Annotated in this window: 6 protein-coding genes and 2 pseudogenes; 6 read left to right on the top strand and 2 right to left on the bottom strand. The window is 69.0% G+C overall.

What is annotated here, in order from left to right:
- Nucleotides 1-143: 143 nt before the first annotated feature.
- Entirely contained in the window at nucleotides 144-3,068 is a 2,925-nt protein-coding gene (locus ACFXGX_RS02140; RefSeq protein ID WP_384783696.1) for a glycoside hydrolase family 48 protein, read from the bottom strand.
- A 255-nt stretch (nucleotides 3,069-3,323) separates the two neighbouring features.
- Between ACFXGX_RS02140 and ACFXGX_RS02135 the strand changes: the two genes are divergently transcribed.
- From ACFXGX_RS02135 to ACFXGX_RS02110, 6 genes and pseudogenes are all read left to right on the top strand, one after another.
- Nucleotides 3,324-4,802, top strand: coding sequence for a cellulase family glycosylhydrolase (locus tag ACFXGX_RS02135; protein WP_384783694.1), 1,479 nt, complete (start codon nucleotides 3,324-3,326; stop codon nucleotides 4,800-4,802).
- 11 nt (nucleotides 4,803-4,813) lie between these two features.
- Nucleotides 4,814-4,981 carry a hypothetical protein gene (locus ACFXGX_RS02130; RefSeq protein WP_384783692.1) on the top strand — a complete coding sequence of 56 codons (168 nt, stop codon included), beginning with the start codon at nucleotides 4,814-4,816 and terminating at the stop codon, nucleotides 4,979-4,981.
- Nucleotides 4,982-5,014: 33 nt separating this feature from the next.
- Nucleotides 5,015-5,827 (top strand): annotated as a pseudogene (locus ACFXGX_RS02125) (RNA-guided endonuclease InsQ/TnpB family protein); the annotation flags it as partial.
- Between the two features lie 6 nt (nucleotides 5,828-5,833).
- Nucleotides 5,834-6,049: pseudogene (locus ACFXGX_RS02120) on the top strand (cellulose 1,4-beta-cellobiosidase); the annotation flags it as partial.
- Nucleotides 6,050-6,197: 148 nt separating this feature from the next.
- A complete protein-coding gene (locus ACFXGX_RS02115) occupies nucleotides 6,198-7,163 on the top strand; it encodes a methyltransferase (RefSeq protein ID WP_384783690.1) in 966 nt (321 codons plus the stop codon).
- A 131-nt stretch (nucleotides 7,164-7,294) separates the two neighbouring features.
- Complete coding sequence (locus tag ACFXGX_RS02110) at nucleotides 7,295-7,996, top strand: SDR family oxidoreductase (RefSeq protein ID WP_384783688.1); 702 nt, start codon at nucleotides 7,295-7,297, stop codon at nucleotides 7,994-7,996.
- 51 nt (nucleotides 7,997-8,047) lie between these two features.
- Here the strand turns inward: ACFXGX_RS02110 and ACFXGX_RS02105 are convergent, their stop codons facing one another.
- Nucleotides 8,048-8,743 (bottom strand): glycoside hydrolase family 75 protein, encoded by a 696-nt coding sequence (locus ACFXGX_RS02105; RefSeq protein WP_384783686.1) that lies wholly within the window; start codon nucleotides 8,741-8,743, stop codon nucleotides 8,048-8,050.
- Between the last annotated feature and the right edge of the window lie 147 nt (nucleotides 8,744-8,890).

Raw genomic sequence — 8,890 nt, 5'->3', positions numbered from 1 at the left:
CGGGGGGTCTGCACAGCGGGTCCCGGGCTGGGGGGGGGTGGGGAGCAAGTGACGGCCGGGCGGCCCTCGTTGCGGTGAGGGACCGCCCGGCCGGTGGCCCTGCCGTCAGGGACAGGGCCGCGTACCCGGAGCCACAGCGGGGACTATTCGAGAAGCTCCGCGTACGAGCCCATGGCGAGGGCGATGTCCGCCTGCGCCCAGAACCGGTGGTACGTGAAGGAGGGCGCGGCGCCGCCCGCCAGATAGCTCTGGATCTTCGACCAGGCCGGGTCGTTCTTGTAGAAGGACCGCAGCGAGGAGAAGGTGGAGGAGGAGTTGATCGCGTCGCCGTTCGGCATCGTGCCGGTGAAGGTGCTCGGCACGTACACGCTGTCGTTGAAGCGGTTGTAGTCGGTGCGGGTCTCCGGGACGGCTATGCCCAGACCGTCCTGGTAGTTGTTCCACATGCCGTCCAGAAGCGCCTTCGCCGTCGTCTTCGCCTGGGTGTTGCCGGACTTGGCGGCGTAGTACGACAGGGTCTTGGCGTACGCGGCGGCCACCCCGACGTCGTTCGTGTAGTCGGCGACGGTGACGTGAAGTCCGCTGTTGGAACCGGGACTCGACGCGTTCCAGGTGTCAGGAGCGCCGGACCACTGGAGGGTGGACGGGATCTGGTAGGTGCCGTCCGGGTTGATCGTGGTCTTGGACAGCGCCCACGTGACCCACTTGTCGAGGACCGCCTTGGCGCTCGCGTTGCCCGTCTGCTGGTAGTACTCGGCGACGCGCTCCATGGACCACGCCTGGAAGCCGAACCACTGGTTGGACGGCGGATCGTGGTACACCGGCTGCTGGTCGTAGTACATGCCGTAGAAGGTCGGCGTCCCCGTGGGAGGTGTCGCGTAGCGGCCCGCCCAGCTGTTGGTCGCGCCGCCCGCGATGGCGCCCTCGCTCGACTGGAGCCAGCGGTAGAACTCCAGTTGCCGGGTGAGGGACGTGTTCCAATCCGCCGCGCCTGTCGAGGACTTGGGCTTCAGGTCGGCGTTAGTGCTGAGCGCGTACGCCGCCAGGGGGTTCTGGTAGCCACCGTGGACATGGCTGGAGCCGATCCGCCAGGCCCAGCCCGCCGAGGTGTCGTTGGCGCCGCCCCAGGCGTAGTACCAGGAGAGCAGATAGGAAGAGGCGTCCTTGCCGGTGCCGGCCGCACAGGTCGACGGACCGACGCAATTGCCTATTTTCTTGAAGTACTTGTCGTACATGGCGTAGCGCAGATAGTCGCCCATCTTCGCCGCCTTGCCGACGGTCGCCGACACATCGGCGCTCTTCCCCTGGGACTTGGCCCATACGTCGGCCCAGTACGCGGCCTGCACCGCTCGCGCGTCGGCGTCCGGGGCGTCCGTGTACTTCCACTGCTTGGCGTACGAGGAGTCCCCGGTGAAGAGGTCCAGGTAGCCGTTCTTGCCGCCGTACTTGAAGGAGTCGCAGGTCGGCTGCGGAACCGTCTCCCACACCGACTCCTGCGCGCCGCGCTGGAAGGTGTTGATGTACGACGGACCCGTGGCGGTCGGACCGGCCTCGCACTTGCCGGGTTCGTTGCCGTAGCCGTAGGTGTTGTCCACGTCCTGGAGCCAGTGCATGCCGTACACGTCGTCCGTGCCGTACGCGCTCTTCAGTTCGGAGGCGATCGGGTCGGAGCCGACCGGGACACCGGTGTCGAGCTTGGCCGGGTACTCGTTCGGGGTGTCCAGCTCCGGCGCGTAGGTGGCCGGTTTGGAGGCGTTGTAGAAGGAGTTCGTCGGCTGGTCGGCGTGCGTGGGGATCATGTACGTCTCCATGGTCGTCCACGCGGCGTTGAACTTCGACCAGTCGCCGGTGACCTTCCCGTACATCGCCTGGAGCCAGATCAGATAGCTGTACGCCTCCGATGTCGTCTCATGGCCCTGGTCCGGCGCCTCGACGATCAGTGTCTCCACCGAGTGATAGGGGATGCCCTCGGGGGAGAAGTAGCCGTTCGCCGGGTTGGTGATCTTGCCGTAGAGGTCCAGGAAGCGCGCGTCGTACGCCTTTGTCGCGGCCAGTTCCGTCACGGTCACCGTGGCCTTGGCCTGACCGGTCGCCGAGGCCGTGAAGGTCGCGGACCCGGTGCCCGAGGCGTCGGCGGTGATGGTCACCGTCTGAGCGGTGTTCCAGTTGGACGGGGTGAACGTCAGACTCGAACCGCCGGTCACCGACAGCCCGGTGTTCCCGGCCGAACGGGCCACCGCCACCGTCACATTGGCGCTCGGCTGGGTCGACAGCTTGACCGCGAACGTCCCCGACTTGCCCTGCTGGACGCCGAGTTGGGTCGGTGAGGCGACGATGGCCGGCCCCGCGGCGACCGTGATGCCGGCCGGTACGGAATCAGCCGACGCGCCCAGACTGTCGTACGCCTTCGCGACGATGGAATGACTTCCCACGGCCAGTCCGGTCGCCGACAGCGTGTACGGCGAGCTGGTGTCGGTGCCGAGCAGGGTCGTGTCGTCGTAGAACTCGACCTTGGAGACGGTCGCGCCGTCGGCCGCCGCCGCGGTGGCGGCCAGCGGGACGGCGTCGCCCTGGGTGTAGACGGCGCCCGCCGCGGGGCTGGTCAGCACGGTGATCGGCGGCTGATGCGCTCCGGTGCAGGTGGTGCCGTTGACGGCGTAGGACGCGGGGGCGGTGTTGGTGCCGCTGTAGGTGAACTGCGCGCCCGTGGTCACGGCGGTCCCCGCGCCGATCGTCCCGTTCCAGGACGCGTTCCTGACGGTGACCGACTTGCCGGACTGGGACCAGGTGCCGTTCCAGCCGTTGGTGAGCGTCTGGTTGCCCGTGTAGGCGTAGGTCAGGGTCCAGCCGTTGATGGCGTCGGTGCCCCGGTTGGTGATCGTCAGATCAGCGGTGAAGCCGGAGCCCCAGTCGTTGGTCTTGTAGTCGACGCTGCACTGAACCGTGGCCGCGTGTGCGGGAGTCGTACCGGTCGCCAATGTCGTGAGCGGGAGAGCGAGTGCCGCGACTACGGCGGTCCACAGCCGTCGTGACCTGCGACGACGTCTCCATCGTGGGCTCGAATCCATAGTGCTGGTTCCTCCTTGCGGCTCGGAGAATGGGGGGCGGAGCAACAAGCCTTGAACCAGTGGGAGCGCTCCCATATTGGAGAGAGGGGTGTGAGCGGTCAAGGTGCTTGAAGAGTCGAAATGATTCGACAGATCAACTGCGCAACCCCTCTGGGCAACGCGGGCACTTGGCGCTAGCTTCATCCGCACCAGTGGGAGCGGTTCCATCAGTCGGCGCGTCCGTCACGGCGCGCCAGAGCTGCAAGGAGTCGCTTCATGCGTCACCCCCCGCGTTTGTCTCTGTTAGTCATCGGCGCCGCCGTCGCCCTCCTGGGCACGGCCGTCGCGCCGGTCGTCACGGCCTCGGGAGCAACTCCCGCGTGCACGGTGGAGTACTCGGTCACCGGCAAGTGGGACACCGGCTTCCAGGGCGCCGTGAAAATCACCAACAACATGGCCGCGCTGAGTAGTTGGAGCCTCGGCTTCGACTTCCCGGCCGGTCAGAAGGTCACCCAGGGCTGGAACGCCAAGTGGTCCCAGTCCGGTTCGGCGGTGACCGCGGCCAACGAGAGCTGGAACGGCTCGCTCGCGAGCGGCGCGAGCGTCAGCGCCGGGTTCCTCGCGTCCTGGTCGGGAAGCAACGCGGTGCCGACGGCCTTCCGCCTCAACGGCACCACCTGCAACGTGGACACCCAGCCGACGCCCACTCCCACACCCACCGATCCACCGCCGGCCGGCGGTGGGGCGCCGAAACTGCACGTCTCGGGCAACAAGCTGGTCGACTCGGCGGGAGCCACCCGCCGCATGCTCGGCGTCAACCGCTCCGGCGGCGAGTTCATGTGCGTCCAGGGCTACGGCTTCTTCGACGGTCCCGTCGACGACGCCTCCGTCAAGGCGATCGCCGACTGGAAGGTCAACACGGTCCGCATCCCGCTCAACGAGGAGTGCTGGCTCGGCCTTTCCAACATCAAGCCGGAGTACGCGGGCGCCAACTACATCGCCGCGGTCAAGGACCTGGTGGCCAAGGTCGAGGCGCACGGCATGACACCGCTCGTCGAACTGCACTGGACCTACGGCCAGTACACCGGCAACTCGGCGGGCTGCTCCGACGTGCACGCCACCTGCCAGAAACCGATGCCCGACGCGCAGTACACGCCGTCCTTCTGGTCCTCGGTCGCGAGCACCTTCAAGGACGACCCGGCCGTCGCCTTCGACCTGTTCAACGAGCCCTACCCGGACCGCGCGACCTCCACGACCACCCAGGCGTGGACCTGCTGGCGCGACGGCGGCACCTGCCCCGGCATCTCCTACCAGGTCGCCGGAATGCAGTCCCTGGTCGACGCGGTTCGCGGCACCGGCGCCAAGAACCTGATCCTGGCCGGCGGTCTCGCGTACTCGAACGACCTGAGCCAGTGGCTGACGTACAGGCCCAGTGATCCCACGGGCAATCTCGTCGCCGCCTACCACGTCTACAACTTCAACACCTGCGCGAGCGAGAGCTGCTGGAACTCGACCCTCGCACCCGTCGCCGCCCAAGTTCCCCTGGTGGCGGGCGAGATCGGGGAGAACACCTGCTCCCACTCCTTCGTCGACACCGTCATGAAGTGGTTCGACGACCGGGGGCTCTCCTATCTCGGCTGGACCTGGAACACCTGGGACTGCTCCTCGGGTCCGTCGCTGATCTCGAACTACGACGGAACTCCGACCTCCTACGGCATCGGGCTGCGCGACCACCTGCGCGCCCTCAACGGATGAGGGACCCGCACATGAGCCGTGCGAGAACAGCCATTCTCGGGGCACTCGCCCTGATCGCCGCGGGAACGGGCGGAGCCGCCGCAGCCGTTCCCGCCGACGTCGGCACCAACGCCGTCGCCTCCATCCCCTGCACCGTCGAGCCCGGTGACGGTGACGGGTCGCGTGCATGTTCCCGGTGACGATGCGGGTTCGACCTGCCTAGTGTGATCGTCATGCAGTTCCGGTACAGCTTCCGTCTGTACCCGGACCCTGGCCAGCAGGCCTTGCTGGCCAGGGCGTTCGGGTGCGCCCGTGTCGTGTTCAACGACGCGGTGCGCGCGCGTGAGGATGCCCACAGGGCCGGGCGGGCGTTCCCGACGGCGGGTGAGCTGTCCCGGAAGCTGATCACCGAGGCCAAGCGGACAGCCGGGCGGTCCTGACTGGGCGAGGTCTCCGCGGTGGTGCTCCAGCAGGCGCTGCGGGACGCGGAGGCCGCCTACCGGAACTTCTTCGCCTCCCTCAAGGGCACCCGCAAGGGACCCAGGCTGGGTGCGCCCCGCTTCAAGTCCCGCAAGGACACCCGGCAGTCGATCCGGTTCACCGCCAACGCCCGCTGGAGCGTTACCGTCGGCGGACGGCTGAACCTGCCGAAGATCGGCGCGGTGAAGGTGAAGTGGTCCCGCACCCTGCCCACCACCCCCACCTCCATCACCGTGATCAAGGACAGCGCGGGACGGTACTTCGCTTCCTTCGTCGTCGACACCGACCCCGCCGCCGACGCCGCCCGGATGCCCGACACCGACCGCACCATCGGCATCGACCTGGGGCTGACGCTCCCCCAGACTCCGTCCGGGGGGACCCCCATCGCGGTCCTGTCCGACGGCACGAGGATCGACTCCCCGCGGTTCCTGCGCCGGGCGGAGAAGAAGCTGAAGAAGGCCCAGCGGGAGCTGTCCCGCAAACGGAAGGGATCAAAGAACCGGACCAAGGCCCGTCTCAAGGTCGCCCGCGCCCACGCCAAGGTCGCCGACGCACGCCGTGCATTCCTCCAAGTGTGGATGAAGCCTTCGGGCGAGTCCGACGGCTCCAGCACGGCGATCGCGAACGACGAGGGCAAGGGCTTCGACCGGATGTGCGATCCGACGTACACGGGCAACGCCCGCAACGGGAACAGCCTCTCCGGCGCCCTGCCGAACGCCCCGCTCTCCGGACACTGGTTCTCCGCCCAGTTCCAGGAGCTCATGAAGAACGCGCACCCGGCCCTGTGACCGGCTGAGCGGCTGACCCACGCGCACCGGGAACGCGGGCGCCTCCGGATTTCCGGGGGCGCCCGCTTTTGCCGTTCGAGCAACACGACTGGCCGTTTCCGGGAGTGGCGGAGCAGGCTGTCCTCATCCCGAGAGAGAGGCTTGCCCCATGGCACAGGACCACCACCACGAGCACGGCAGCGGCCCGGCGCACCACCGGGGCGGGGCTCACGACCACGGCCGGAACCACGGCTCCGCGCCCGGCCAGGGGCACGGCAGCGGCCACGACCACACCCACATGGACTTCGGCCAGATGCTGCCCATGCTGGTGCAGGAGGCGGAGCTGTTCACCCCGGCCTACCTCCAGGCGGCCGAGTGGCTGCGGGAGCAGCGGCCCGATCCCGGGCTGATCGTGGACGCCGGAAGCGGCCCCGGTGTCATCTCCGGGCTGCTCGCCGAGACGTTCCCCGGTGCGCGGGTCGTCGCCGTCGACGTCGCCGAGCCCCTGCTGACGGAGGCCCGCGCCCGCGCCGAGCGGCTGGGCTTCGCCGACCGGTTCAGCACGATGGAGGCCGAACTCTCCGAGGGTGTGGGGGACTTGGAGTATCCCGCGGACCTGGTGTGGGCCAGCAGGTCGCTGCACCACGTCGGCGACCAGCGGGCGGCGCTCACCGGTTTCGTCCGGAGCCTGGCCCCCGGCGGCACGCTCGCCTTGCTGGAGGGCGGCCTGCCCACGCGTTTCCTCCCGCGCGACACCGGTATCGGCCGGCCCGGTCTGGAGGCCCGCATCGACGCGGTGCACGACGAGTGGTTCACCCGTATGCGGGCCGAGCTGCCCGGAGCGGTGCCGGAGACGGAGGACTGGCCCGCTCTGCTCACCGCCGTCGGGCTGCGCCACACGGCGACCCGCACCTTTCTGCTCGACCTGCCCGCACCGGTCTCGGACGAGGCCCGCGCCTTCGTCGTCACCGCGCTCACCCGCAGGCGGGAGGGTCTCGCCGAGGGCCTCGACGCGGAGGACCTCGCCACGCTCGACCGGCTCCTCGACCCGGAGGACAAGGCGAGCGTGCACCACCGTTCGGACACGTTCGTCCTGACGGCGATGACGGTGTACGTGGGGGTCAAACCCGAGTAGTCACGGTGGCCGCCGCCCGGCCGCGAGCGCGGCCGGCGGGCCTTGACATCGAGCGCGCTCCAAGTGATGAACTCCCGTAGTTCGAGGCACAGTCGGCCGGCCTCGGGGCCGGACACTCCAGGGGGTACACCATGACCGATTCTCCGGTCGCGCTCATCACCGGGGGCGGAAGCGGCATCGGGGCCGCGGTCGCCCGCCGGCTGCTCGACGCCGGGCACCGGGTGGCCGTCACCGGGCGCGGAGCGGAGCGGCTGAACGCCTTCGCCGAGGAACTCGGCCGCCCCGAAGGGCTGTTGACGATCGTCGGGCACGCGGCCGAGTACGACCAGGTGAGGGCCGCGGTCGAGGCGACGCTCAAGGAGTTCGGGCGCGTCGACACCGTCGTCGCCAACGCCGGGTTCGCCACCCACGACACGGTCGCGGAGGGGGACCCCGCCGGCTGGTCCGAGATGGTGCTGACCAATGTGCTGGGACCCGCGCTGCTCATCAGGGCGTCCATCGACGCGTTGAAGGAGTCCCGCGGCCGCATCGTCCTGATCGGCAGTGTCGCCGGGCATGTGAACACGCCCGGCAACATCTACGGCGCGACCAAGTGGGCGGTGACCGGGCTCGCGGAGAACACCAGGCGCCAGGTCACCGAGTACGGCGTGGGCGTGACACTGATCTCGCCCGGCCGTGTGGAGACCCCGTTCTGGGACAGCTACGGCAGCCTGCCGCCCGGGCAGCTCCTGACGGCGGACCAGCTGGCCGACTCGATCGTCTGGGCGATCGGACAGCCGACGGGCGTCGACGTGAACACGGTGGTCGTCCGCCCGATCGGCCAGCCCGTCTGATACCGCCCGCGGGGCGCTTCCGCCCCGCGGGCCGTCTCCGTCCCCCGCTCCTCAGTTGTTGGCGAGGAACTGCCGGGCCAGGGAGTCCCCGAGCGACACGGCCGCGCTGTGGCTCTCGATGGGGGACACCTGCGAGTTCTTGAAGAGTATGTACGTCACGCCGCTGTCGGCTCCGCCCGTCTCCGGGTCGGGGTCGATGCCGAGCGCGTTCGCCGTCGCGTACGACGCCTCACCGATGATCTGCGTCGGTCCGGTGTCGCCGACGACCGCGTACTCGACCTTGCCGTTGTAGACGACGGCGACCACACCGCCGCCCTTGATGCCCGAACTCGTGTACTTCCAGATGCCGCTGGAGCTCGGCACGACGACGTAGGGCAGCGAGTCGGCGCGCAGCGCCCTGCCGTCGGACTGGTGGAAGGCGGTGTCGTCCTGGAACCAGGGGTCGGTGCCGGCGTTGCACTTGGCGGTGACCTGGCCGTCGCAGTCGATGTCCATGTCGGCCTTCCAGAACACGGCGCCGTTCTTGCCGCAGACGGGGATCGTGGCCGAGGTCTCCTCGTCCGTCCTGTACTTGCCGTTCGAGATCTGCGAGCAGGACGTCACCTTGGCGAGGAGGGCGGCCGCGCTGACCGAACCCTCCTGTGCCGAGCGGGGTGCGCCGCTTCCGGAGGCGTTGGCCGGGAGCGCGGCGACGGCGAGCAGTGCCGCTCCGACGGCCGCGGACAGGGTCAGTGTTCGAGTGCGCACTGTGGGGGGCCCTTCTGTTAGGAAACTTTCCTTACCGGGTTGGTCCAAGGTGGCCCCGCTTGCATGACCGCGTCAAGACTTGAGTCCGGGATTGGTCCGGTCCAAGGGCGTTAAAAAACCGCCGGGGCGGCGGGGGTGTGTGGTCCT

This window comes from Streptomyces sp. NPDC059371, assembly GCF_042751995.1.
In the GTDB taxonomy this organism is placed as follows: Bacteria; Actinomycetota; Actinomycetes; order Streptomycetales; family Streptomycetaceae; genus Streptomyces.
Note: the sequence above shows the minus strand (reverse complement) of the source record. Positions and strands in the feature narration are given on the sequence as shown.

Excerpts from the sequence above, each read along its gene's own strand:
- ACFXGX_RS02110 (WP_384783688.1), top strand. The coding sequence starts at position 7,295 with ATGACCGATTCTCCGGTCGCGCTCATCACCGGGGGCGGAAGCGGCATC.
- ACFXGX_RS02135 (WP_384783694.1), top strand. The coding sequence starts at position 3,324 with ATGCGTCACCCCCCGCGTTTGTCTCTGTTAGTCATCGGCGCCGCCGTC.
- ACFXGX_RS02115 (WP_384783690.1), top strand. The coding sequence starts at position 6,198 with ATGGCACAGGACCACCACCACGAGCACGGCAGCGGCCCGGCGCACCAC.
- ACFXGX_RS02140 (WP_384783696.1), bottom strand. The coding sequence starts at position 3,068 with ATGGATTCGAGCCCACGATGGAGACGTCGTCGCAGGTCACGACGGCTG.
- ACFXGX_RS02130 (WP_384783692.1), top strand. The coding sequence starts at position 4,814 with ATGAGCCGTGCGAGAACAGCCATTCTCGGGGCACTCGCCCTGATCGCC.